The sequence below is a fragment of the Actinacidiphila acididurans genome, assembly GCF_016918855.1.
GTDB lineage: Bacteria > Actinomycetota > Actinomycetes > Streptomycetales > Streptomycetaceae > Actinacidiphila > Actinacidiphila acididurans.
This window is the reverse complement of the sequence record NZ_JADKYB010000028.1, coordinates 67,115-90,661: the sequence shown is the minus strand read 5'-3', so window position 1 is coordinate 90,661 and position 23,547 is coordinate 67,115. Positions and strand designations below refer to the sequence as shown.

20 protein-coding genes are annotated in these 23,547 nt (G+C 71.9%); 16 read left to right on the top strand and 4 right to left on the bottom strand.

What is annotated here, in order from left to right; genetic code table 11:
• The first annotated feature begins 40 nt into the window (after nt 1-40).
• A complete protein-coding gene (locus ITX44_RS35575; protein ID WP_205363258.1) occupies nt 41-598 on the top strand; it encodes an HIT family protein in 558 nt (185 codons plus the stop codon).
• Nucleotides 599-694: 96 nt separating this feature from the next.
• On the opposite strand, the gene ITX44_RS35570 is transcribed toward ITX44_RS35575, so the two are convergent.
• A complete protein-coding gene (locus ITX44_RS35570; protein ID WP_205363257.1) occupies nt 695-2,344 on the bottom strand; it encodes an AbeC-like domain-containing protein in 1,650 nt (549 codons plus the stop codon).
• Nucleotides 2,345-2,585: 241 nt separating this feature from the next.
• Nucleotides 2,586-4,790 (bottom strand): elongation factor G-like protein EF-G2, encoded by a 2,205-nt coding sequence (locus tag ITX44_RS35565; protein ID WP_205363254.1) that lies wholly within the window; start codon nt 4,788-4,790, stop codon nt 2,586-2,588.
• Nucleotides 4,791-5,127: 337 nt separating this feature from the next.
• Between ITX44_RS35565 and pgsA the strand changes: the two genes are divergently transcribed.
• The 15 genes from pgsA to ITX44_RS35490 all read left to right on the top strand — a co-directional run bounded on the left by pgsA (nt 5,128) and on the right by ITX44_RS35490 (nt 21,010).
• Nucleotides 5,128-5,805: a phosphatidylinositol phosphate synthase gene (gene pgsA, locus ITX44_RS35560; protein ID WP_205363252.1), complete on the top strand. Its 678-nt coding sequence runs from the start codon at nt 5,128-5,130 to the stop codon at nt 5,803-5,805.
• The gene (locus ITX44_RS35555; protein WP_205363250.1) at nt 5,802-6,818 is read left to right on the top strand and encodes a phosphatidylinositol mannoside acyltransferase; all 1,017 of its coding nucleotides are present in this window, start codon (nt 5,802-5,804) and stop codon (nt 6,816-6,818) included. Before pgsA ends, ITX44_RS35555 begins: the two co-directional genes overlap by 4 nt.
• Nucleotides 6,815-8,005 carry a glycosyltransferase family 4 protein gene (locus ITX44_RS35550; RefSeq protein WP_205363248.1) on the top strand — a complete coding sequence of 397 codons (1,191 nt, stop codon included), beginning with the start codon at nt 6,815-6,817 and terminating at the stop codon, nt 8,003-8,005. Before ITX44_RS35555 ends, ITX44_RS35550 begins: the two co-directional genes overlap by 4 nt.
• A 212-nt stretch (nt 8,006-8,217) precedes the next feature.
• The gene (locus ITX44_RS35545) at nt 8,218-8,778 is read left to right on the top strand and encodes a LemA family protein (protein ID WP_205363246.1); all 561 of its coding nucleotides are present in this window, start codon (nt 8,218-8,220) and stop codon (nt 8,776-8,778) included.
• A 278-nt stretch (nt 8,779-9,056) separates the two neighbouring features.
• Complete coding sequence (gene pdxS / locus ITX44_RS35540; RefSeq protein ID WP_205363244.1) at nt 9,057-9,968, top strand: pyridoxal 5'-phosphate synthase lyase subunit PdxS; 912 nt, start codon at nt 9,057-9,059, stop codon at nt 9,966-9,968.
• Nucleotides 9,969-9,970: 2 nt separating this feature from the next.
• On the top strand, nt 9,971-10,597 hold the full coding sequence (pdxT, locus tag ITX44_RS35535; RefSeq protein WP_205363242.1) for a pyridoxal 5'-phosphate synthase glutaminase subunit PdxT: 627 nt from the start codon (nt 9,971-9,973) through the stop codon (nt 10,595-10,597).
• 67 nt (nt 10,598-10,664) lie between these two features.
• Nucleotides 10,665-11,414 carry a YebC/PmpR family DNA-binding transcriptional regulator gene (locus ITX44_RS35530; RefSeq protein WP_205363240.1) on the top strand — a complete coding sequence of 250 codons (750 nt, stop codon included), beginning with the start codon at nt 10,665-10,667 and terminating at the stop codon, nt 11,412-11,414.
• A gap of 159 nt (nt 11,415-11,573) precedes the next feature.
• Nucleotides 11,574-12,167 (top strand): crossover junction endodeoxyribonuclease RuvC, encoded by a 594-nt coding sequence (gene ruvC / locus ITX44_RS35525; RefSeq protein WP_205363316.1) that lies wholly within the window; start codon nt 11,574-11,576, stop codon nt 12,165-12,167.
• Complete coding sequence (gene ruvA, locus ITX44_RS35520; RefSeq protein ID WP_205363238.1) at nt 12,164-12,772, top strand: Holliday junction branch migration protein RuvA; 609 nt, start codon at nt 12,164-12,166, stop codon at nt 12,770-12,772. The genes ruvC and ruvA overlap by 4 nt, the downstream gene beginning before the upstream one ends.
• Before the next feature lie 100 nt (nt 12,773-12,872).
• On the top strand, nt 12,873-13,952 hold the full coding sequence (gene ruvB, locus ITX44_RS35515) for a Holliday junction branch migration DNA helicase RuvB (protein WP_205363236.1): 1,080 nt from the start codon (nt 12,873-12,875) through the stop codon (nt 13,950-13,952).
• A gap of 194 nt (nt 13,953-14,146) precedes the next feature.
• Nucleotides 14,147-14,578 (top strand): preprotein translocase subunit YajC, encoded by a 432-nt coding sequence (gene yajC, locus ITX44_RS35510; RefSeq protein ID WP_205363314.1) that lies wholly within the window; start codon nt 14,147-14,149, stop codon nt 14,576-14,578.
• A 78-nt stretch (nt 14,579-14,656) separates the two neighbouring features.
• Entirely contained in the window at nt 14,657-16,462 is a 1,806-nt protein-coding gene (gene secD / locus ITX44_RS35505) for a protein translocase subunit SecD (protein ID WP_205363234.1), read from the top strand.
• A complete protein-coding gene (gene secF, locus ITX44_RS35500; protein WP_205363233.1) occupies nt 16,462-17,640 on the top strand; it encodes a protein translocase subunit SecF in 1,179 nt (392 codons plus the stop codon). Before secD ends, secF begins: the two co-directional genes overlap by 1 nt.
• 172 nt (nt 17,641-17,812) lie before the next feature.
• On the top strand, nt 17,813-18,373 hold the full coding sequence (locus tag ITX44_RS35495) for an adenine phosphoribosyltransferase (RefSeq protein ID WP_205363232.1): 561 nt from the start codon (nt 17,813-17,815) through the stop codon (nt 18,371-18,373).
• Between the two features lie 171 nt (nt 18,374-18,544).
• Nucleotides 18,545-21,010: a RelA/SpoT family protein gene (locus tag ITX44_RS35490; RefSeq protein ID WP_372441076.1), complete on the top strand. Its 2,466-nt coding sequence runs from the start codon at nt 18,545-18,547 to the stop codon at nt 21,008-21,010.
• A 145-nt stretch (nt 21,011-21,155) separates the two neighbouring features.
• Here ITX44_RS35490 and ITX44_RS35485 read toward each other — a convergent pair whose 3' ends face one another.
• Both ITX44_RS35485 and ITX44_RS35480 read right to left on the bottom strand, forming a co-directional pair.
• Nucleotides 21,156-22,385 carry a DUF349 domain-containing protein gene (locus tag ITX44_RS35485; protein ID WP_205363231.1) on the bottom strand — a complete coding sequence of 410 codons (1,230 nt, stop codon included), beginning with the start codon at nt 22,383-22,385 and terminating at the stop codon, nt 21,156-21,158.
• 247 nt (nt 22,386-22,632) lie between these two features.
• Nucleotides 22,633-23,499 carry a peptidylprolyl isomerase gene (locus ITX44_RS35480; protein WP_205363230.1) on the bottom strand — a complete coding sequence of 289 codons (867 nt, stop codon included), beginning with the start codon at nt 23,497-23,499 and terminating at the stop codon, nt 22,633-22,635.
• Between the last annotated feature and the right edge of the window lie 48 nt (nt 23,500-23,547).

The window sequence follows — 23,547 nt, the reverse complement described above, 5'->3', positions numbered from 1 at the left end:
GGCCTCGGCACCGGGACACGCGCGGGGGAACGGAAGTCCTATGCTGATCGGCATGACGAGTGAGCCGGAGCAGCAGGCGGGGGCGGGGATGCCGGACGCGTTCCAGCGACTGTGGACCCCGCACCGGATGGCGTACATCCAGGGTGAGAACAAGCCCACCGGCCCCGGGGCCGGGGACGGCTGCCCGTTCTGCGCGGTCCCGGCGGAGTCGGACGAGGACGGGCTGATCATCGCCCGCGGCCGGTACGTGTACGTGCTGCTCAACCTGTACCCGTACAACAGCGGCCACCTCATGGTGGTGCCCTACCGGCACGTCGCCGACTACACCGACCTGGACGCGCACGAGACCGAGGAACTGGCCGAGCAGACCAAGCGGGCGATGACCGCGCTGCGTACGGCGTCGGCCGCGCAGGGCTTCAACATCGGGATGAACCAGGGCTCGGTGGCCGGCGCCGGGATCGCGGCACACCTGCACCAGCACGTGGTGCCCCGCTGGGGCGGGGACGTGAACTTCATGCCGGTGGTCGGGCACACCAAGGTGCTGCCGCAGTTGCTCGCCGACACCCGCAAGATGCTCGCGGACGTCTGGCCGGACTGAGCGGCGGCAGGACCCGGCCTCGTACGGCCACGGGTCCGCGTACACGACGAGGGGCCCGGCGGACGCACCGCCGGGCCCCTTCTCGAAGGGTCGCGCTCAGGCGTCGTACACGTCGGCCTTGCCCGGCGAGGCGTCCTGGACCGAGCCGCTGAGGCTGAGCGAGCGGCTGGAGAAGCGCGAGGTGTCCACGCCGTTGTCGGCCATGACCTGGATCGCGGCGGAGTGCACCGCCCGCAGTACGGGGGTGGCGGCGCGCAGCGCGTCGTCGGCCATGAAGCGGTGCCCCCACGGCTTGTCCGCCCAGGTGTGCCGCAGCCCGAACGGCTCGGGCAGCTTCAGCGAGCCGCCCAGGTGGTCCAGCAGCGGCGGGTACCAGGTCAGCGGGGCCCGGGCGGCCAGGCGGACCACCTCGGGGGTGTCGATCAGCGGCAGCGAGACCTTCTTGGTCTCCCAGAACCGGACCGTCTTGGCCACCGACTTCTCCTTGGCCGGCGGGCCGGAGGTGAACAGGCCGTTGATCGGGCCGAGCGCGTAGCCGGTGACCTCGACCCGCAGAGTGGAGGCCAGCACCGTGACGGTCACCATCAGGGTGATGACCAGGTTGCCGTCCCACAGCGTGAACTGCGTGCCCAGATAGTGCCGGTTGCCCTTGCCGAACTGCTGCTCGTTGCAGATCCGCTGGATCTCGCGCTCCTTGACGACGAAGCCCTCGACCTCCGAGCCGGTCGGGCGGGAGATCTTGCCCGCGCCCTCGCCGATCGGCACCACGACCCAGTGCCGTATCGAGGGGGTGGGGAAGCCGCCGGTGTGCAGCGGGGTGCGTTCCAGCATCTTCAGCTTGTCGTGGATGGCGCGGGCGACGTCCCAGGACCGGAACGGGTTGATCTCGTTGACCCCCTCGGCCGGCACCAGTTCCTCGGCCATCTGCCAGCTTCCCCAGCGGGTGCCCATGCCGAGTATCCCCTTGGGACCGGCGTAGAAGGCCACGTTGCTGTTCTGCTCGGCGCCCAGCTTGGCGAAGCTCTGCCGGATGGCCTCGGCCTTGGTCTGCCCGGGGTTGCGCGGCACCGAGCCGGGGATCTTGGCGCCCACGCCGCTGCCGCCGGCCAGGTCGCCCCAGCGGGCCCGCAGGTCCTTGGCGGTGTTCTCGCAGACCCGCTTGGCGATGTACCAGCCGATCACCGGGGCGATCATCACCACCCGGGCGTACTGCTGCCAGAAGCCGCTGAACGGGGGGCGGATGGCCAGCAGGGCGGTGAACGCGACGGTGACGGCGATGACCAGGCCGCCCAGCGCCCCGGCCCGGTTGCCCTTCGCCCGTAGCGAGACCAGCGACCGGCGCAGCTGGAAGGCGCCGAGCCACAGCAGCACGCCGGGCAGGAAGAGCAGTCCGGAGACCGCCATGATGATGGTCAGCCGGATGTCCCGTTCCTGCCGGATGCGGTTGGCGGCCAGGGCGTGCTGCACCACGGTCTGCGGCTCGATGCCGAAGGACTGCACCACCTCGTTGCGCCCGCCGCCGAGCATCCGCAGCTGCAGCGCCCGTCCCCAGGCCTCGCCCAGGTTCGGCTCGAACAGCTTCAGGCGGGGGGCCGACACCGACGACCCGTTGTGGATCCCGGTGAGCGCGGTCACCGGGGAGTCCCGGTACGCGGCGGACGACAGGGCCTGCGTGGCACCGGTCTCCCCGTCCGCGCCCAGCAACGGGACCTGAGCCCCCGGGCTGAAATCGAACCCGTCCGTCACGCCGCCCCCACTCCGCCGTCGGACACGCCCCGCGTGCCCGGCCCGTCCAGCACACCCGCTCCGACCGGACCGTTCCCCGCTCACACCGGCATCACACGTTCAGAGCATCACGCTCCACATTAGCGGTGGCCCGCCCGGCGGCGGGCCGGTTCGCCTGGTATAGCTCCCCAGGCGCGGGGCACCGCCCGCCGGCGGTACCCGGGGCCCGGGGGAGGGGCACTCCCGGCGAACCCGCACTGCGTCAGTGGGCCTGGGAGAGCTTCGCGGCAAGGGGTGCGGGCATTGCCTCGTGGCGTACGTAGCGGCGGCTGAAGCGGCCCGTGCCGTGGGACAGGGACCGCAGGTCCACCGCGTAGCGGCCGATCTCGATCTCGGGGACCTCGGCGCGGATCAGGGAACGCCCGCCGGGCGTCTGCTCGGTGCCGAGGACGCGGCCGCGCCGTCCGGACAGGTCGCTCATCACGGGTCCGACGTAGGCGTCCGGCACGAGGACCGCGACTTCGGCGACCGGCTCCAGCAGGTGGATGCGGATGCCGGCCGCGGCCTCGCGCAGGGCCAGGGCGCCGGCGGTCTGGAAGGCGGCGTCCGAGGAGTCCACGGAGTGCGCCTTGCCGTCGGTCAGGGTGACCCGGACGTCGACCAGGGGGAAGCCCAGCGCGACCCCGCGCGCGGCCTGCGCACGTACTCCCTTCTCGACGGACGCGATGAACTGGCGGGGCACCGCGCCGCCGATCACTTTGTCGACGAATTCGATGCCGGACCCCTCCGGCAGCGGCTCCACCTCGATGTCGCAGATCGCGAACTGGCCGTGGCCGCCGGACTGTTTGACGTGCCGGCCGCGGGCCGCGGCGGGGGCGCCGAAGGTCTCGCGCAGCGACACCTTGTGCGGGACCGTGTCGACCTGGACGCCGTAGCGGCTGCGCAGCCGCTCCAGCGCCACGTCGGCGTGCGCCTCGCCCATGCACCACAGCACCACCTGCCGGGTGTCCTGGTTCTGCTCCAGCCGCATCGTCGGGTCCTCGGCGACCAGCTTGGCCAGCCCCTGGGACAGCTTGTCCTCGTCGGCCTTGCTGTGCGCCTCGATCGCCACCGGCAGCAGCGGGTCGGGCATCTGCCAGGGCTCCATCAGCAGCGGGTGGTCCCGGCCGGACAGGGTGTCGCCGGTCTCCGCGCGGCCGAGCTTGGCCACGCACACCAGGTCGCCGGCCCCGGCCGACGGCACCGGCCGCTGGTGCCGGCCGAAGGGCGAGGTCAGCGCGCCCACCCGCTCGTCCACGTCGTGGTCCTCGTGGCCGCGGTCCTCCAGACCGTGTCCGGACACGTGCACGGTCTCGTCGGGCCGCAGCGTGCCGGAGAAGACCCGTACCAGGCTGAGCCGGCCCACGTACGGGTCGGAGGAGGTCTTGACCACCTCGGCGGCCAGCGGGCCCTCCGGGTCGCAGGCGAGCACGGGCTCGGTGTGGCCGTCCGGGCCGGTCACCGCGGGCATCTCGCGCTCCAGGGGCGTGGGGAAGCCGCCGGTGACCAGTTCCATCAGCTCCAGGGTGCCCAGGCCCTGCCGGGCGCCCTCTGCGGCGGGCGCGGCGGCCAGCACCGGGTGGAACGTGCCGCGGGCCACCGCCCGCTCCAGGTCGGCGACGAGGGTCGCCGTGTCGATCTCCGCGCCGCCCAGGTAGCGGTCCATGAGGGTCTCGTCCTCGCTCTCGGCGATGATGCCCTCGATGAGCCGGTTACGCGCCTGCGTGAGCCCCGGCAGCACGTCCGGGCCGGGTTCGGCCTCGTGGCGCTCGCCGGAGCCGTAGTCGTACACCTTGCCGGTCAGCAGCCCGGCCAGGCCCGTGACCGGGGCGTGGCCGTCCGGGCCCGCGGGGCCGTGCACGGGGAGGTACAGCGGCAGCACCGCGTCGGGGTCGTCCCCGCCGAGTTCTGCCGCGCACCGGGCCGCGGTCTCCTCGAAGCCGGCCCGGGCCGACTCCAGGTGGGTCACCACCACCGCCCGCGGCATCCCGACGGCCGCGCACTCGTCCCACACCATCCTGGTGGCGCCGCCGATGCCCTCGCCGTCCTGCGCCGCCGAGACGACGAAAAGGGCCGCGTCCGCCGCGCGCAGACCGGCCCTGAGCTCCCCGACGAAGTCAGCGTAGCCGGGGGTGTCCAGCAGGTTGACCTTGTACCCGCCCCATTCCACGGGTACCAGCGACAGCTGGACCGAGCGCTGCTGGCGCTGCTCGATCTCGTCGTGGTCGGACACCGAGCCGCCGTCCTCGACCCGGCCGGCCCGGTTCACCGCCCCGGTGGCCAGCGCCAGCGCCTCCACCAGGGTCGTCTTGCCCGCTCCGCTGTGGCCGACCAGCACCACGTTGCGCACCGTCTCGGGGCGGCCGGCCGTCGGTGCCCTTCCGGCGGCTCCCGGTTGTGCGTCTCTCCTGTCGGTTGCAGCACCCATGTGCTCTCGCCTCCCGGTCGAGGGGAGCGCGATGGGAGACCCGCGCGGCCTCCTCATCGACGCCTGCGGTTCTTCGACCTTCCCACGACGGCAATGGCGCGTCCATACGTCGCACATCTGCCGGTAGTGTCGGGGTTACCGACAATGCCCCACGCGTCCGGGGCGCGGCGGCTGGCTACGATGGGCCAACCCGGTGGCTGCCCGGCCGCCTTGCTTCACCTACTGTTTCTACTGTTTTGACCAGATTCAAGTCAATCACGTCCATCACGCCATCCATGTCGCAGATGTCGCTCGTGTCATTTTGTGTCACGGAATCACCGAAGGTGTCGGGAAGGCCATGCTGAACAAGTACGCGCGTGCGTTCTTCACGCGTGTTCTCACGCCGTTCGCCGCATTTCTGCTGCGCAAGGGGGTCAGCCCCGACACGGTGACGCTGATCGGGACCGCCGGAGTGGTGGCGGGCGCGCTGGCCTTCTACCCGCAGGGCCAGTTCTTCTGGGGCACCGTCGTGATCACGCTGTTCGTGTTCTCCGACCTGGTCGACGGCAACATGGCCCGCCAGGCCGGCCGCTCCAGCCGCTGGGGCGCGTTCCTGGACTCCACCCTGGACCGGGTCGCCGACGGCGCGGTCTTCGGCGGCCTGGCCCTGTGGTACGCAGGCAAGGGCGACAACCTGGTGCTGTGCGCGGTGACGATCTTCTGCCTGGCCAGCGGCCAGGTGGTGTCGTACACCAAGGCGCGCGGCGAGGCGATAGGGCTGCCGGTGAACGTCAGCGGCCTGGTGGAGCGGTCCGAGCGGCTCGTGATCACCCTGGTGCTGTGCGGCCTGGCCGGCTTCCACCGCACCTTCGGCGTGCCCGGCATCCAGTACGTGCTGCCGGTCGCGCTGTGGGTGGTGGCCGTCGGCAGTCTGGTCACCCTGATCCAGCGCATGGTCACCGTGCACCGCGAGGCTGCCGAGGCCGACGCCCTCCAGGCCGCCCAGCAGCGCACCGACCACCGGAGCGGCGTGTGAGGGAACAGCTCACCGACAGCCTGTACGGCCTGGGCTGGGGCGCGGTCAAGACGCTGCCGGAACCGGCGGCCAGGGCGCTGGGCCGGACCATCGCCGACGCGGCCTGGCGGCAGCGCGGCAAGGGCGTGCTGCGCTTGGAGGCGAACCTGGCCCGGGTGGTGCCGGACGCGGGCCCGGAGCGGCTGCGCGAGCTGTCCCGGGCCGGCATGCGCTCGTACCTGCGCTACTGGATGGAGTCCTTCCGGCTGCCCGCCTGGTCCAAGGACCGCATCCGCGGCGGCTTCGCCCCCGAGAACGTGCACTACCTGACCGACGGGCTGGCGGCCGGTAAGGGCGTCATCCTCGCCCTGCCGCACATGGGCAACTGGGACCTGGCCGGCGCCTGGGTCACCACCAGCCTGGACACGCCGTTCACCACCGTCGCCGAGGTCCTCAAGCCGGAATCGCTCTACCACCGGTTCGTCGCCTACCGCGAGGGCCTGGGTATGGAGGTGCTGCCGCACACCGGCGCCGCCGCCTTCGGCACCCTGGCCCGGCGGCTGCGGGCCGGCGGCCTGGTCTGCCTGGTCGCCGAGCGCGACCTGTCCGCGCGCGGCGTCGAGGTCGAGTTCTTCGGAGAGAAGACCCGCATGCCGGCCGGCCCGGCGATGCTCGCCCAGCAGACCGGCGCGCTGCTGCTGCCGGTCACCCTGTGGTACGACCACTCGCCCGTCATGCAGGGCAGGGTGCACCCGCCGGTGCCCGTACCCGAGAGCGACAACCGCGCGTACCGCACCGGGGTGATGACGCAGGCCCTCGCGGACGCGTACGCTTCCGGGATCGCCGAGCACCCCGAGGACTGGCACATGCTCCAGCGCCTGTGGCTGGCCGACCTGCCGCCGCGCAACGTGCCCGTGGCGCCGAGCGGCTCCGGGCCCGACGGCACCGGCTCCGCGGCGTCCGGGGACCGCTCCGCGACGGCGCCGAGCGACGATCCGGGCGCGGGGGACCGTACGGGAACGGAGCGGCCGTGAAAATCGGCATCGTCTGCCCCTACTCCTGGGACGTGCCCGGCGGTGTCCAGTTCCACATCCGCGACCTGGCCGAGCACCTCATCCGGTTGGGGCACGAGGTGTCCGTGCTCGCGCCCGCCGACGACGCTCCCCCTAAGCCTGGCGGCTTGGGAGGTGCCCCCACGCTGCCGCCGTACGTGGTGTCCGCGGGCCGGGCGGTGCCGGTGCCCTACAACGGCTCGGTGGCCCGGCTCAACTTCGGCTTCCTGTCCGCCGCAAGGGTGCGGCGCTGGCTGCACGAGGGCCGCTTCGACGTCATCCACATCCACGAGCCCGCCTCGCCCTCGCTCGGCCTGCTGTCCTGCTGGGCCGCCCAGGGCCCGATCGTCGCCACCTTCCACACCTCCAACCCACGCTCGCGGGCGATGATCGCCGCCTACCCGATCCTCCAGCCCGCCCTGGAGAAGATCAGCGCGCGGATCGCGGTCAGCGAATACGCCCGGCGCACCCTGGTGGAACACCTCGGCGGCGACGCGGTGGTCATCCCCAACGGCGTGGACGTGGAGTTCTTCGCCCGCGCCGAGCCCCGCAAGCAGTGGCAGGGCGGCACGATCGGCTTCATCGGCCGCATCGACGAACCACGCAAGGGCCTGCCGGTGCTGATGAGGGCCCTGCCCAGGATCCTGGAGGAGCGCCCCGAGACGCGCCTGCTCGTCGCCGGGCGCGGCGACACCGAGGAGGCGGTCGAGGGCCTGCCCGCGGCCGTCCGGGAACGGGTGGAGTTCCTCGGCATGGTCAGCGACGACGACAAGGCGCGGCTGCTGCGCAGCGTGGACCTCTACGTGGCGCCCAACACCGGCGGCGAGAGCTTCGGCATCATCCTGGTCGAGGCGATGTCGGCGGGCGCGCCGGTGCTCGCCAGCGACCTGGACGCCTTCGCCCAGGTCCTCGACCAAGGCGCGGCCGGCGAACTCTTCGTCAATGAGGACGCCGACGAACTTGCCGCCGCCGCCGTCCGCCTCCTCGCCGACCCGGCCCGCCGCGCCGAACTCCGTGCCCGCGGCAGTGCCCACGTCCGCCGCTTCGACTGGTCCGTGGTCGGCGGCGACATCCTCGCGGTCTACGAAACCGTCACCGACGGCGCCGCCAGCGTGGCCACCGACGAACGCACCACGCTGCGCGCGCGGTTCGGGTTGGCGCGCGACTGATTTCTGACGCGGCCCTCGCAGCGCTGCGCGCGCTTCGGCCCGCTGCGCCGGACTCCGTCCCGCGAGGGCGGGTCGGGGCGGCGGATCCGCGTGGCCTTGTCGGAAGCCGGGCCACAATTCGGAAGCCTCGCCCAAGGAGCACCGGACTGCGCCCCCGCTTCGGGTCGGACCGGGACTGATCCGGGTCGGCCCGGCGCCGGGCGCCGGTAGCCTTGCCGCCCGTGACCACCATCATCTGGATCGTCGTCGCGCTCGTGGCCGTGGCGCTCTACCTGAGCTGGACGGCGGGCCGGCTGGACCGGCTGCACGCGCGGATCGACGCGGCGCGGGCCGCGCTGGACGCGCAGTTGCTGCGGCGCGCGTCGGTCGCACAGGAGCTGGCCACGGCCGGCGTACTGGACCCGGCCGCCTCGATCGTGCTGTACGAGTCCGCGCACGCGGCCCGTTCCGCCGAGCCGGACCAGCGCGAAGTGGCCGAGAGCGAGCTGAGCCAGGCGCTGCGCGCGGTCTTCGACGACCCCGAAACCGCCGCCCAGGTGCGCGAGGCGCCGGGCGGCACCGCGGCCGTCGGCGAACTCACCCAGGCGGTACGGCGGGTGCCGATGGCCCGGCGGTTCCACAACGACGCGGTCCGCGCCGCGCGAGCGGTCCGCCGCCACCGGGTGGTGCGCTGGTTCCGGCTGGCCGGCCACGCGCCCTTCCCGCTCGCCTTCGAGATGGACGACGAGCCGCCGCCCGCCCTCACCGCAGAGCGCGGCGCCACCGCGCTGTGAGACCGGACCGGGCCGCCCGACAGCCGACGTCCGGATCGCCCGGCTGTCGTGCCGCGCCCGCCCGGCGTCCCGCCCCGTAACCCGCCCGCGCGCCCCCGGCAGCCCCTGCGTAACCCTCCCGACGAGCGCCCGGCGACACCTCCTGGGACCCCCGGGGCGGCAGGGGCGCCGGTGTCCCCATGAGAAGCCACCTGAGCCGAATTGGCCCTTTCCGGCCGCAGTGGACCAGCCGGAGGATGAGAACCGGAATACCCCCTTTCGGCAGGAGTGAGATCACCGTGTCCACCACCCCGTCCACCGCCCAGACCCCGGAGACCGGCACCGCGCGCGTCAAGCGCGGCATGGCCGAGCAGCTCAAGGGCGGCGTGATCATGGATGTCGTCACCCCCGAGCAGGCGAAGATCGCCGAGGACGCCGGCGCCGTGGCCGTCATGGCCCTGGAACGGGTGCCCGCGGACATCCGCAAGGACGGCGGGGTGGCCCGGATGTCCGACCCCGACATGATCGACGGCATCATCGAGGCCGTCTCCATCCCGGTCATGGCCAAGTCCCGCATCGGCCACTTCGTCGAGGCCCAGGTGCTCCAGGCGCTGGGCGTGGACTACATCGACGAGTCCGAGGTGCTCACCCCCGCCGACGAGGTCAACCACTCCGACAAGTGGGCCTTCACCACCCCCTTCGTGTGCGGCGCCACCAACCTGGGCGAGGCCCTGCGCCGGATCGCCGAGGGCGCGGCCATGATCCGCTCCAAGGGCGAGGCCGGCACCGGCAACGTGGTGGAGGCGGTCCGCCACCTGCGCCAGATCAAGGGCGAGATCTCCCGGCTGCGCGGCCTGGACAACAACGAGCTGTACGCCGCCGCCAAGGAGCTGCGCGCCCCGTACGAGCTGGTCAAGGAGGTCGCGGAGCTCGGCAAGCTGCCGGTCGTGCTGTTCTCCGCCGGTGGCGTGGCCACTCCCGCCGACGCCGCCCTGATGCGCCAGCTCGGCGCCGAGGGCGTCTTCGTGGGCTCGGGCATCTTCAAGTCCGGCGACCCGGCCAAGCGCGCCGCCGCCATCGTGCGCGCCACCACCTTCTTCGACGACCCCAAGGTCATCGCAGACGCCTCCCGCAACCTGGGCGAGGCCATGGTCGGCATCAACATCGACATCCTGCCGGAGACCGAGCGCTACGCGAGCCGGGGCTGGTGAGCGTGACCGCACAGCCCGTCATCGGCGTCCTGGCGCTCCAGGGCGACGTACGGGAGCACCAGGCGGCCCTGACCGCGGCGGGCGCCGCGGTCAGGCCGGTGCGCCGCCCCGAGGAGCTGGCCGGGCTGGCCGGCCTGACGCTGCCCGGCGGCGAGTCCACCACGATCTCCAAGCTCGCCGTGCTGTTCGGCCTGATGGACCCGCTGCGCGCCGCGATCCGCGAGGGCCTGCCGGTCTACGGCACCTGCGCCGGGCTGATCATGCTCGCCGACAAGATCCTCGACCCTTCCCCTGGGCCCTGGGGGCCCGGGGAGACCCCTATCTCCGGCCAGGAGACCTTCGGCGGCATCGACATGATCGTCCGCCGCAACGCCTTCGGCCGGCAGAACGAGTCCTTCGAGGCGCTGGTCGACGTGACCGGCGTCCCCGGCGGCCCGGTCGAGGGAGTCTTCATCCGCGCCCCCTGGGTGGAGTCGGTGGGCGCGGGCACCGAGGTGCTCGCCGAGCACGGCGGTCACATCGTGGCGGTACGGCAGGGCACGGCGCTCGCCACGTCCTTCCACCCGGAGCTGACCGGCGATCACCGGGTCCACGAACTCTTCGTGCACATGGTGCGCACCGAGAGCTGACCCTCTCCCGGTAGGATCGCTTGAGCGACGAAGAACAGCTATTTGGTGACGCGAAGGAGACTGTCGGATGTCCGGCCACTCTAAATGGGCTACGACGAAGCACAAGAAGGCCGTGATCGATGCCAAGCGCGGCAAGCTCTTCGCGAAGCTGATCAAGAACATCGAGGTCGCGGCGCGGGTCGGCGGCTCCGATCCCGACGGCAATCCGACGCTCTTCGACGCGATCCAGAAGGCCAAGAAGCAGTCGGTGCCGAACAAGAACATCGACAGCGCGGTCAAGCGGGGCGCGGGCCTGGAGGCCGGCGGCGCCGACTACCAGACGATCATGTACGAGGGCTACGGGCCGAACGGCGTCGCGGTGCTCATCGAGTGCCTGACCGACAACCGCAACCGCGCCGCCTCCGACGTCCGCGTCGCCATGACCCGCAACGGCGGCTCGATGGCCGACCCGGGCTCGGTGGCGTACCTGTTCAACCGCAAGGGCGTGGTGATCGTCCCCAAGGGCGAGCTGAGCGAGGACGACGTGCTCGGCGCCGTCCTCGACGCGGGCGCCGAGGAGGTCAACGACCTCGGCGAGTCCTTCGAGGTGATCAGCGAGGCCGGCGACCTGGTCCCGGTCCGCAAGGCGCTCCAGGACGCCGGGATCGACTACGACTCGGCGGACGCCAACTTCCTGCCCACCATGCAGGTCGAGCTGGACGAAGAGGGCGCGCGCAAGATCTTCAAGCTGATCGACGCGCTGGAGGACAGCGACGACGTGCAGAACGTCTTCGCCAACTTCGACGTCGCGGACGAGGTCATGGCGTCGATCGACTGAGGTCGACGCCTGAGGCGTACGTGGAGGGGCCGGCCGGGAGCGACACCCGGCCGGCCCCTCCGGCGTTTGTCGGTGCCAACCGATAGCCTGCGGGAACAGGCTGCGGAGCGCGAAGTCCGGGGCCGCAGGGGCCGGATGACGCGGAGGGAGGGGAGCGCGGTGCGGGTGCTGGGCGTGGACCCGGGGCTGACCCGGTGCGGCGTCGGCGTGGTGGACGGGACCGCCGGCCGCCGGCTGACCATGGTCGGCGTCGGGGTGGTGCGCACCCCGGCCGAGGAGGACGTCGGCCGCCGGCTGGTGCTGATAGAGCGCGGCATCGAGGAGTGGCTGGACGCCCACCGGCCCGACGCGGTCGCCGTGGAGCGTGTTTTCAGCCAGCACAACGTCCGTACCGTGATGGGCACCGCCCAGGCCAGCGCGGTGGCCATCCTGTGCGCCAGCCGCCGCGGCCTGCCGGTCCACCTGCACACCCCCAGCGAGGTCAAGGCCGCCGTCACCGGCAGCGGCCGGGCCGACAAGGCCCAGGTCGGCGCGATGGTCACCCGGCTGCTGCGGCTCGACGCCCCGCCCCGCCCGGCCGACGCCGCCGACGCGCTGGCGCTGGCCATCTGCCACATCTGGCGCGGCGCCGCCACCAACCGCCTCCAGCAGGCCATCCAGACGCACCGCCGCCCGCCCGCTTCCATACCGCCCGCTTCCAAGCCCTCCACCGCACCGCCCGCCCCCGCACCGGCCCAGGAGTCCGCCCCATGATCGCCTTCGTCAGCGGCACGGTCGCCGCGCTCGCCCCCGACGCCGCGGTCGTCGAGGTCGGCGGCATCGGGATGGCCGTCCAGTGCGCGCCCGGCACCCTTGCCGAACTGCGCGTCGGACAGCCGGCCCGGCTGGCCACCTCCCTGGTGGTGCGCGAGGACTCGCTGACCCTGTACGGCTTCGCGGACGACGACGAGCGGCAGGTCTTCGAGCTGCTGCAGACCGTCAGCGGGGTCGGGCCCCGGCTCGCCCAGACCATGCTCGCGGTGCACGCGCCCGACGCGCTGCGGGCCGCGGTGGCCGCGGGCGACGAGAAGGCGCTCACCGCCGTGCCCGGCATCGGCAAGAAGGGCGCCCAGCGGCTGCTGCTGGAGCTGAAGGACCGGCTCGGCGCACCGGTCGGCCGCGGCGCCGCGATCCCGGCCGCCCGGGCGGACCTGTCCTGGAACGACCAGCTCCACGCGGCGCTGCTGGGCCTGGGCTACGCCGCCCGCGAGGCCGACGACGCGGTCGCCGCGGTCACCCCGCAGGCCGAGGCCGCCGCCGCTCCCGACCTGGGCACCCTGCTGCGGGCCGCCCTGCAGAGCCTCAACCGCACCCGCTGACCCGCCGCCGGGCGCCGCACCCGGCCCGTACGCGCCCCTGACCCCGCCGCCGGCCCGCCCGGGCCGGCCGCCCCCGGACCGAGAGATCACGAAGACCACCATGAACTGGGACGCCTCCGACACAGCCCCCGACGCCGGCCCCGAGCGACTGGTCGGCGCCGCCGCCGACCGCGAGGACCAGGCGGTGGAGGCGGCCCTGCGCCCCAAGGACCTGAACGAGTTCATCGGCCAGGAGCGGGTCCGCCAGCAGCTCGACCTGGTGCTCAAGGCCGCCCGGCAGCGGGGCGCCACCGCCGACCACGTCCTGCTCTCCGGCGCCCCCGGCCTCGGCAAGACCACCCTGTCCATGATCATCGCCGCCGAGATGGGCGTGCCGATCCGGATCACCTCCGGCCCGGCCATCCAGCACGCCGGCGACCTGGCCGCGATCCTGTCCTCCCTCCAGGAGGGCGAGGTGCTGTTCCTCGACGAGATCCACCGGATGTCCCGGCCCGCCGAGGAGATGCTGTACATGGCGATGGAGGACTTCCGGGTCGACGTGGTGGTCGGCAAGGGCCCCGGCGCCACCGCCATCCCGCTGGAGCTGCCGCCCTTCACCCTGGTCGGCGCCACCACCCGGGCCGGCCTGCTGCCGCCGCCGCTGCGCGACCGGTTCGGCTTCACCGCCCACATGGAGTTCTACGGGCCGGCCGAACTCGAACGGGTGATCCACCGCTCGGCCGGACTGCTGGACGTCTCCGTCGCCGTGGAAGGCGCTGCCGAGATCGCCGGCCGCTCCCGCGGCACGCCCCGGATCGCCAACCGGCTGCTGCGCCGGGTCCGCGACTACGCCCAGGTCCGCGCGGACGGCGTGATCACTCAGGAGATCGCCGCCAAGGCCCTGGAGGTCTACGAGGTGGACGAGCGCGGTCTGGACCGGCTGGACCGGGCCGTCCTGCACGCCCTGCTCAACCTTTTCGGGGGAGGTCCTGTGGGTTTGTCCACATTGGCGGTCGCAGTGGGGGAGGAGCGTGAGACTGTGGAGGAGGTCGCCGAACCCTTCCTGGTCCGCGAGGGCCTGCTGGCCCGTACTCCACGGGGCCGGATCGCCACCCCGGCGGCCTGGGCCCACCTGGGCCTGACCCCACCGCAAGGAGGCGGAGCAGGCGGACCGGGACAGACCGGGCTGTTCGGGCCGTGACCTCGGCCGGAATCGCCCGTTCAGGAACCCCGGTGCCATGCTTGGCGTTGTTCCAGCGGCAAGTCAGAGCTTAAACTCCGCCGACGCCCCTTCCTCTGGAGCGGCGCTCACATCCCACACCAAGGCCAGCCCCCACGCCGGCCGCGCGAAGGAACGTCCTAACCGTGAATCCTCTGATCCTCGTCTTCGTCGTCATGATCGGAGTCATGTTCCTCATGACCCGGTCCGCCCGGAACAAGCAGCGCCAGACGTTGGAGATGCGCAACAAGATGGAGCCGGGCGCCGGCGTCCGCACCATCGGCGGCATGTACGCCGTGGTGAAGGAGGTCAACGAGGAGACGGTGCTGCTGGAGCTGACGGACGGCGTGCACGCCCACTTCGCCAAGAACGCCATCGGGACGGTGCTGTCCGAGGACGAGTTCAACCGGATCGTGCACGGCATCGAACCGGAGGAGTCCGAGGACACCGAGCACACCGAGGACGCGGCGGACACCGCCGCGCCGGCCGCGGACGATCACGGCGCCACGGGTGAGCGGGACGAGCACATCGATCTGACGAAGTCCGCGGACACGGAGAAGGACGTCTCCGACGCGGCCGCCGGCGCCTCCAGCACCGACTCGAAGTAACCTGCCAGGCTCTCACAACACTCGACGCCACCCGTGAGCGCGCGGATCGGGGGCGGTACAACAGGGAGAATCAAGAAGGTGGCAGCAGCCAACAAGGGCCGCAGGTCCTCGGGGAGCCAGGGTTACCCCGGGCGTGCTCTGGCCGTGATCCTCGTCGCCCTGGTGGCGCTGACCGGAGGGATCTTCATCTCCGGCCAGCGGACCCCACGGCTGGGCATCGACCTCGCCGGTGGCACCAGCATCACCCTGACCGCGAAACCCGATCAGGGCAGCGCGGTCACCAAGGCCAACATGAACACGGCGGTTGACATCATCAACCGCCGTGTCAACGGTCTGGGTGTCTCCGAGGCCGAGGTGCAGACCCAGGGGTCCGACAACATCATCGTCAACATCCCCAAGGGCACCAACTCCCAGCAGGCCGCACAGCAGGTGGGCACCACGGCCCGGCTGGACTTCCGCCAGGTGCTCGCCGAGCAGGACGGCGAGCCGGCGAAGGCCGCCCCGAAGCCGTCGTCGAGCGCCACGCCGAAGCCGTCGGCCACGCCCAGCGGCAAGCCCAGCTCCTCTCCCTCGGCGTCCTCCGGCGCGAAGTCCACGGCCACTCCCTCCTCCTCGGCCACGCCCTCGGGCAGTGCCAGCCCGCAGGGCCGCGCCGTCACCGGCGCGCTGACGGCGGCCCCGGCCAAGGCGCCGACCCCGCTGCCCACCGGCACTCCGAGTGCGCCGGCCGGCAGCACCCCGAGCACCGGCACGCCGTCGACGACCTCCCCCGCCGCGTCCGTCCCGGTCGCGCTGCAGAACAAGTTCACCGCGCTGGACTGCACCAACAAATCGGCACGGGCCAACGCCAGCCAGGGTGCCAAGCCCACCGATCAGGTCATCGCCTGCGGCCAGGAGCAGAACCACTGGTACAAGTACCTGCTCGGCCCCACGCTGATCGACGGCAAGCGGGTCTCCGGCGCCAGCGCCAACTTCGACTCCCAGCAGGGCAACGGCTGGGTGGTCAACCTGACCTTCGACGGCAGCGGCGCCAGCCAGTTCACCAAGGTCACCGGTGACCTGGCCTCGCAGCAGCAGCCGAACAACCAGTTCGCCATCGACCTCGACGGCGACGTGATCTCCGCCCCGCGCGTCTCCTCCGCGCTGACCGGCGGCAACGCCCAGATCTCCGGCAGCTTCACCCAGAAGTCCGCCGAGGACCTGGCCAACGTGCTCAAGTACGGCTCGCTGCCGCTGGCCTTCAAGATCTCCGACCAGACCACCGTCTCCGCCGCGCTCGGCGGCGAGCAGCTCCGCGGCGGCATGATCGCCGGCGCGGTGGGCCTGGCCCTGGTCGTGCTCTACCTGCTGGCGTACTACCGCGGCCTGAGCTTCGTCGCGGTGCTCAGCCTGATGGTGTCGGCCGCCCTGACCTACACGATCATGTGCCTGCTCGGCTCGGCCATCGGCTTCGCGCTAAACCTGCCGGCCGTCTGCGGTGCCATCGTCGCCATCGGTATCACCGCCGACTCCTTCATCGTGTTCTTCGAACGCATCAGGGACGGCCTGCGCGAAGGCAGGTCCCTGCAACCCGCCGTGGCCCGCGGCTGGCCGCGCGCCCGGCGCACCATCCTCGTGTCGGACTTCGTGTCCTTCCTCGCCGCGGCCGTGCTGTACGTGGTGTCGGTCGGCAAGGTCCAGGGCTTCGCGTTCACGTTGGGCCTGACCACGCTGCTCGACGTCGCCGTGGTGTTCCTGTTCACCCTGCCGCTCATGACGATCCTGGCCAGGCGTCCCTTCTATGCCCAGGGCCACAAGTGGTCCGGGCTCAACCCGGAGAGCCTGGGCGTTCAGGCGCCGCTGCGCCGCGTCCGCCGCCAGCACACCGAGACGAAGGAAGCCTGATGTCCAAGCTCGGCACTCTCGGTCACCGACTGCACCGCGGCGAGGTCAGCTACGACTTCGTCGGCAAGCGGAAGATCTGGTACTCGTTCTCGATCCTGGTCACGATCGTGGCGATCGTCGGTCTGGCGGTGAACGGTCTCAAGGAGAGCATCGACTTCTCCGGCGGCGCGGTCTTCACCACGGCCAAGACCTCGATCTCGGTCTCCGACGCGCAGAGCAAGATCTCCGGTGACACCGGCGGCCGTGACGCGACCGTCCAGAAGCTGGGCACCGGCAGCCTGCGGATCCAGGTCAGCGGGCTGAGCACCCAGCAGTCGACGAAGGTCCAGCAGGAGATCGCCAAGGACCTGGGGATGCCCCAGAACAAGATCGACGCGGAGATCGTCGGTCCGAGCTGGGGCAAGCAGATCACCCACAAGGCGGTCGAGGGTCTGATCATCTTCCTGGTGCTGGTGGTGATCTACCTCGCCATCACCTTCGAGTGGCGCATGGCCCTGGCCGCGCTGATCGCCCTGCTGCACGACCTGACGATCACCACCGGCGTGTACGCCATCGTCGGCTTCGAGGTGTCGCCCGGTACGGTGATCGGTCTGCTCACCATCCTGGGTTACTCGCTGTACGACACGGTCGTCGTCTTCGACGGCCTGAAGGAAGCCAGCAAGGACGTCACCCGGCAGAACCGCTTCACGTACAGCGACATCGCCAACCGCAGCCTCAACTCCACCCTGGTCCGGTCGATCAACACCACCGTGGTGGCGCTGCTGCCGGTCGCCGCGCTGCTGTTCATCGGTGGCGGCCTGCTGGGCGCCGGCATGCTGAACGACATCGCGCTCGCGCTGTTCGTCGGCCTGACCGCCGGTGCCTACTCCTCGATCTTCATCGCCACCCCGATCGTGGCCGAGATCAAGGAGCGCGACCCGGCCATGAAGGCGCTGCGCAAGCGGGTGCTGGCCAAGCGCCAGGGCGACGCCCGCAAGGCCGAGGAGGCCGCCCACGAGGACGACGCGGAGTCGGCCGACCTGGACGCGGAGCACGACGAGGACGACGACGCCGCGCCGGCCGCCGCCGGTGTCGTGGGCCAGCGTGGCCAGGGCCCGTCGTCGGCCTCCCGCGCCGCCCGCAACCAGCCCAGCCGGGGCAGCCGCGGCCGCGGCCGCCCCTCGGGCAAGCGCCGCTGAGCCCTACGCACGCAACCGCCGCCGCCCGGACCGCCCAGGCCCGGGCGGCGCGGTGCGTTCGGGGCCGGTTCGGTGCCGTTCAGGCCGCGGCCCGGGCCCGGCCCGGGGCACGGGACGGCCACCGCCCGGTAGGTTGTACGGGTCGATCGAAGCGAGAACCGAAAGTAGTGCGATGACCACCACGGAAGCCGCCTCCGCCAACCTGCGGGAGTTGCTGCTCTCCCGGATCCGGGACGTGCCCGACTACCCCAAGCCGGGAGTGGTCTTCAAGGACATCACCCCGCTGCTGGCCGACCCGGTGGCCTTCAACGCGCTGGTGGACGCCCTGGCCGAGATGTGCGCCCGGCACGGCGCCACCAAGGTGGTCGGCCTGGAGGCGCGCGGCTTCATCCTGGCCGCCCCCGCCGCCGCCCGCGCGGGGCTCGGCTTCGTCCCGGTCCGCAAGGCCGGCAAGCTCCCCGGGCCCACGCTCACCCAGTCGTACGAGCTGGAGTACGGCACCGCGCAGATCGAGGTGCACGCCGACGCCATGACCGACGGCGACCGGGTGCTGGTGATCGACGACGTGCTGGCCACCGGCGGCACCGCCGAGGCGTCCCTGGAACTGGTCCGCCGCTGCGGCGCGACCGTCGCCGGGGTCGCGGTGATGCTGGAGCTCGGCTTCCTCGGCGGCCGGCAGCGGCTGGCCCCTTCCCTCGGCGGAGCACCGCTGGAGGCCCTGGTGGCCGTCTGAGGGCTTCACGGGGCCGCTGGAAGGCCCTGGAGGCTCCCGGACCCGATCGGCCGTGTACGGGGCGCACACGGGCGCGTACCGCGTGTTCCGGGAGCCGCCCGGCCACCGCGGGCGCCCGTATCGCGCCACGGGTCGATACCATGGGACTTCCCACTCGCGTGAGGAGTGCTCTTGCCAGACGAGGTACAGCGACTCGAAGCCGCAGGCGCGACGGAACCGGCCGCGGGCAGGGTGGACGACGCCCCGGCCCCGGTGGACGGCCAGTCGCCCGCCGTACGCCCGGTGCCGCCCGCCGTCCGGCCGGTGCGCACCGCGGGCACCGTCGCGCCCTCCCGCCCGGGGGCCTCCTCCTCGCGCGTGCGCGCCCGCCTGGCCCGGCTCGGGGTGCAGCGCTCGACCTCGTACAACCCCGTGCTGGAGCCGCTGCTGCGGATCGTGCGGGGCAACGACCCCAAGGGCGACAGCGCCCAGCTGCGCCAGATCGAGTACGCCTACCAGGTGGCCGAGCGCTGGCACCGCGGGCAGAAGCGCAAGAGCGGCGACCCGTACATCACCCACCCGCTGGCCGTCACCACCATCCTGGCCGAGCTGGGCATGGATCCGGCCACCTTGATGGCCGGGCTGCTGCACGACACCGTCGAGGACACCGAGTACGGGCTGGACCAGCTGCGGCGCGACTTCGGCGACCAGGTGGCGCTCCTGGTGGACGGCGTCACCAAGCTGGACAAGGTCAAGTTCGGCGAGGCCGCGCAGGCCGAGACGGTCCGCAAGATGGTCGTCGCCATGGCCAAGGACCCCCGGGTGCTGGTCATCAAGCTGGCCGACCGCCTGCACAACATGCGCACCATGCGCTTCCTCAAGCGGGAGAAGCAGGAGAAGAAGGCCCGCGAGACCCTGGAGATCTACGCCCCACTGGCCCACCGGCTGGGCATGAACACCATCAAGTGGGAGCTGGAGGACCTGGCCTTCGCCATCCTCTACCCGAAGATGTACGACGAGATCGTCCGCCTGGTCGCCGAGCGCGCGCCCAAGCGCGACGAATACCTGGCGATCGTCACCGACCAGGTGCAGCAGGACCTGCGCGCCGCCCGTATCAAGGCCACCGTCACCGGACGCCCCAAGCACTACTACAGCGTGTACCAGAAGATGATCGTCCGCGGCCGGGACTTCGCGGAGATCTACGACCTGGTCGGCATCCGGGTGCTGGTCGACACCGTACGGGACTGCTACGCGGCGCTCGGCACCATTCACGCGCGGTGGAATCCGGTCCCGGGCCGGTTCAAGGACTACATCGCGATGCCGAAGTTCAACATGTACCAGTCACTGCACACCACGGTGATCGGGCCCAGCGGCAAGCCGGTCGAACTGCAGATCCGCACCTTCGACATGCACCGCCGCGCCGAGTACGGCATCGCCGCGCACTGGAAGTACAAGCAGGAGGCGGTGGCCGGCGCCTCCAAGGTGCGCACCGACGGCCCGCGGTCGGACAAGAAGGACGACGCGGTCAACGACATGGCCTGGCTGCGGCAGTTGCTGGACTGGCAGAAGGAGACCGAGGACCCCGGGGAGTTCCTGGAGTCGCTGCGGTTCGACCTGTCCCAGAGCGAGGTCTTCGTCTTCACGCCCAAGGGAGACGTCATAGCGCTGCCGGCCGGCGCCACCCCGGTGGACTTCGCGTACGCGGTGCACACCGAGGTCGGCCACCGCACCATAGGCGCGCGCGTCAACGGCCGCCTGGTGCCGCTGGAGTCCACCCTCGACAACGGCGACACCGTGGAGGTCTTCACCTCCAAGGCGCCCGGCGCCGGCCCGTCCCGCGACTGGCTCGGCTTCGTCAAGTCGCCGCGGGCCCGCAACAAGATCCGCGCCTGGTTCTCCAAGGAGCGCCGCGAGGAGGCCGTCGAGCAGGGCAAGGACGCCATCGCGCGGGCCATGCGCAAGCAGAACCTGCCGATCCAGCGGGTGCTCACCGGCGACTCCCTGGTCACCCTGGCGCACGAGATGCGCTACCCGGACATCTCCGCGCTGTACGCGGCGATCGGCGAGGGCCACATCACCGCGCAGTCGGTGGTGCAGAAGCTGGTGGACGCGCTCGGCGGGGAGGACGGCGCCACCGAGGACATCGCCGAGATCACCACGCCCACCCCGGGCCGCAGCAAGCGCCGGGCCACCACCGACCCGGGCGTGATCGTCAAGGGCGAGAGCGACGTGTGGGTCAAGCTCTCCCGCTGCTGCACCCCCGTGCCGGGCGATCCGATCATCGGCTTCATCACCCGCGGCAACGGGGTGTCGGTGCACCGCGCCGACTGCGTCAACGTGGAGTCGCTGTCCCAGCAGCCCGAGCGGATCATCGACGTCGAATGGGCGCCGACCCAGTCCTCGGTGTTCCTGGTCGCCATCCAGGTCGAGGCGCTGGACCGGTCGCGGCTGCTGTCGGACGTCACCCGCGTACTGTCCGACCAGCACGTCAACATCCTGTCGGCGGCCGTGCAGACCTCGCGGGACCGGGTGGCCACCTCCCGCTTCACCTTCGAGATGGGCGACCCCAAGCACCTGGGTCACGTCCTGAAGGCCGTACGCGGCGTCGAGGGTGTCTACGACGTCTACCGGGTGACGTCGGGCCGTCAGCAGCGCTGAGCCGCCCCACCGGGCCCGCTGCTCAGGGCCCGGCGACAGCGCACGCTGCGGGCAGTACGCGCGGCAGCCGCACCCCGTACGAGCAGCGGACCCCTGCTCTCCGGCACCTGGTGGCGCCGGGGGACAGGGGTCCGCTGACGGCTGCTCAGCCGCCGAACTCGCGCATGCCCTTCAGGGCCGAGTCCAGCAGGGCCTGACGGCCGTCGAGCTCGGCCTGGAGCTTGTCGGCCTTGGCGGTGTTGCCGGACTCGCGCGCCGCCTCGACCTGGGCGCGCAGCTTGTCCACCGCAGCCTGGAGCTGACCGGTCAGACCCGCGGCGCGGGCCCGCACCTCCGGGTTGGAGCGCCGCCACTGCTCGTCCTCGACCTCCTGAAGGGCGCGCTCGACCGCGTGCATCCGGCCCTCGATCCGGGCGCGGGCGTCGCGCGGCACATGGCCGATCGCCTCCCAGCGCTCGTTGACCGAGCGGAACGCCGCCCGCGCCGACTTCAGGTCCGTCACCGGCAGCAGCTTCTCCGCCTCGGCGACCAGCTCTTCCTTGCGCTCCAGGTTGTCCCGCTGCTCGGTGTCCCGCTCGGCGAACACCGCGGAGCGCGCGGCGAAGAACACGTCCTGGGCGCCGCGGAAGCGGTTCCACAGGTCGTCCTCGGCCTCGCGCTGGGCCCGACCGGCCGCCTTCCAGTCCGCCATCAGCTCGCGGTAGCGGGCCGCGGTCGGTCCCCAGTCGGTGGAGTCCGACAGCGACTGCGCCTCGACGACCAGCTTCTCCTTGGTGCGCCGGGCCTCCTCGCGCTGCGCGTCCAGCGACGCGAAGTGCGCCTTGCGCCGCTTGGAGAACACCGACCGGGCGTGGCTGAACCGGTGCCACAGCTCGTCGTCGGTCTTGCGGTCCAGCCGCGGCAGGCCCTTCCAGGTGTCCACCAGCGCCCGCAGCCGCTCCCCGGCCGACCGCCACTGCTCGCTCTCCGCGAGCTGCTCGGCCTCGACGACCAGCTCCTCCTTGGCGGACCTCGCCTCGTCGTGCTGCTTCGCCTTGGCCGCCTTGCGCTCCTCGCGGCGCGAGTCCACCAGCGCCACCAGCGCGTCCAGCCGCTGCCCCAGCGCCGCCAGGTCACCGACCGCGTGCGCCTCGGTCACCATGACCCGCAGGTGTTCGATGGCGGTCAGGGCGTCCTTGGGTGCCAGATCCGTGGTCTGCACCCGCTTCTCAAGGAGGCCGATCTCCACGACGAGCCCCTCGTACTTGCGCTCGTAGTAGGCCAGGGCCTCATCGGGAGAGCCCGCCTGCCACGAACCGACCTCCTTCTCCCCTTCGGCCGTACGCACGTACACGGTCCCCGTCTCATCGACGCGGCCCCACGGGTCGCTGCTCACAGCGCCTCCTCCACGTGATGCCCCGCCGAAGCGCGCCCGACGGGCATCGTCCACAGTTTCCTCCGGCCGTGCCGACGGCCCCGACCGGTCCAACGCCAACATAGGCGACCAGCCGCCCGGCTGTCCGCATCCGATACGGGCCCAATCCTGATTTGGTGCCGATCGGAGATCCCGGGCGGCTTCCCGGCCGCTACGGGCGGGGCGCCCGGGCCGTGTGCGACACGATCCGGGCGCCCCGCGGCCGCCGTCAGGACTTGACGACCGTGGCCTTGTTGATCACCACCGTGGCGTTGGGAGCGCCGTCGCCCTGCCCGTTGCTCTCGTTGTCGCCGGCCTTGGCGATCTTCTGCAGCACCTTCATGCCGTCCGCGCCGATGGTGCCGAACGGGGTGTACTGCGGGGGCAGCGGGCTGTCCTTGTAGACCAGGAAGAACTGGCTGCCGCCGGTGTGCGGCTGGCCGGTGTTGGCCATCGCCACCGTGCCCGCCGGGTACGTCACCGGCGCCTGCGCCGAGGACGCCTTGCCGAAGGCGGTCAGGTTCTCGTCCGGCAGCGTGTAGCCCGGGCCGCCGCCACCCGTGCCCTGCGGGTCGCCGCACTGGAGCACGTAGATGCCGTTGGTGGTCAGCCGGTGGCACTTGGTGTGGTCGAAGAAGCCCTTGCCGGCCAGGAACGAGAAGGAGTTCACGGTCTGCGGCGCCTTGGCCGCGTCCAGCGTCATCGGGATGGCGCCGCAGGTGGTGTCCAGCGTGAAGGTGTACTTCGCGGTCTTGTCGATCGCCATCGCCGGCGCCGTCTTCCACTGCTGCTTGCCCGGGGTGCCGCCCGCCGGCTTGGCGCACGGGTCCGGCACCTTGGCCGCCGCCTTGGTGGCGGACGGCGCGGCCGACGGGGTCGCCGAGGCCTTGGCCGCGGCGCTGTCGCTCGTCTTCTTGTCGCTCTTGAACGCCCCCGCCGCCCAGGCCCCGCCGGTGCCGGCCAGCGCCGCCACCACGACGGCGGCGATCACCGAGTTGCGGATCCGCGACTTGCGCCGCGCCTCATGCCGGCGTTGCTGCTGCCGCTCGAACTTCTCCCGGGCGAGCTGTCGTCGCCGCTGATCCTTGGTGACCACTGCACCGTCTCCGTCGTTGATGTCGGTGTTGATGTCCGATGTGTCCTG